Source organism: Sphingomonas sp. 28-62-20 (assembly GCF_002281505.1).
This window is the reverse complement of record NZ_NCGH01000073.1, coordinates 1-1,331: the sequence shown is the minus strand read 5'-3', so window position 1 is coordinate 1,331 and position 1,331 is coordinate 1. Positions and strand designations below refer to the sequence as shown.

At 58.8% G+C, this 1,331-nt stretch carries 2 protein-coding genes; both read right to left on the bottom strand.

Annotation, left to right across the window (positions count from 1 at the left end):
* Positions 1-474, bottom strand: a 474-nt coding sequence (locus B7Y43_RS20105; RefSeq protein WP_374133428.1) for an AAA family ATPase, incomplete at its 3' end; no start/stop codon positions are given.
* 163 nt (positions 475-637) lie between these two features.
* Positions 638-1,331: replication initiation protein (locus tag B7Y43_RS20100; RefSeq protein WP_374133427.1), on the bottom strand; the 694-nt coding region annotated here is incomplete at its 5' end.

Here is a 1,331-nt window from a genome sequence, read left to right as displayed (position 1 = left end):
GCCGAACAACGTGGTCGCAGATGCCTGGCTATCGCAGTCGATCAGCGCCACGCGGTAGCCGCGAATGGCGAGGTACTGGGCGAGGTGAACTGCCACCGTTGATTTGCCAACGCCGCCCTTGAAGTTCTGAACCGCAACGACACAGCACGGATCGTCTGCACTCCGGTAAGGCCGCGTCCCGAACACCCCGCGCATGTCGTTGATCTGCGCAAGTGTGTAACGCTCACGCCGGTTGTTATCGCCTCGGACGGGTTCCGGAAGTCGACCGTCCTTTTCCGCATCCCGAATCGCTGCAGCGGTTCGGCCCACGAGTTCGGCCGCCTTGCTGATCGTAAACGTAGGCTCGCGCCGGTCGTCCGCTCTGGCGCTTCGGGCGGAATCGCGGAGCTTTTCCAAGACGGAGGACGTACGAGCGGCCAATGTCGCTACCGACACCAGATCCTGGGTGCCCTCTATATCTAGTGCCGTTGACATACACCCGCCTTTTGAAATTTGGGGTAAGGTGCACTCACTTGCGCTTTTTTGTCAAGAAACTCGATAATTTCGAAAGTGTGTAGGACGTTCAGACGTCCTAAGCACGTTCCAACGGCCTAACCTGACTCGGTGGGGGGATCGGCAAATTGCACGCGTGCAATTTCTACTGCGCGCGACCCCGACGAGTTACCCAACCTTCACAGAACCCCGTCCAAGCCGATATAAGTTTTGGACCACGAAGCTTCTCCAAGCGGCTGCCCATCTGCGACCTGAAACCATCGGCAATCAGATCGATATCCCAGCCCCCGCCGCTGCGGCGCCCGATCGCCGCCAGCTCTTCAGCGCCGAACCGTATCGTGCCACTTGGAAACGTTTCACCATTTGTCTTCGCGGCTGTCCCTGACTTCGCTGCCGACAATGTGGGGGCCGCCAGGCTTACCGACTCAACGGACCCATCCCGCCGTTGTTTGCGGCCTCCCGAATGCCGCTCAAGTTCGTCGACCGTCGCAATCAATTCAGGAGCATCCTTCGGCTCGAATCGAAACTCAATCTCGGCGACCGTCCTGCCTTGGCGAATCTCTCGCCACTCGACGCGAAAATGCGCAAGCTGATCGATCTCGGCCTTAGCCTTTTCCAGAACCTTCCGACGCAGCTGGGCAAAATCAGTATAAACTTCTGGAGGCACTCCCAACGCAGCGCGCAGAGCGGTCATGTCGCCACGCCAAGTCGCTTGTCGTCTATGCAGACGCAGAGCGCCGAGCTCATACAGCCGCAATGCGTAGTTCGATCGAAAACCGAGAACAGCTTGCCGGTTAAGAACAGCATAGGTCTCTGAAGCCTGGATCAGCTTGCGGGCG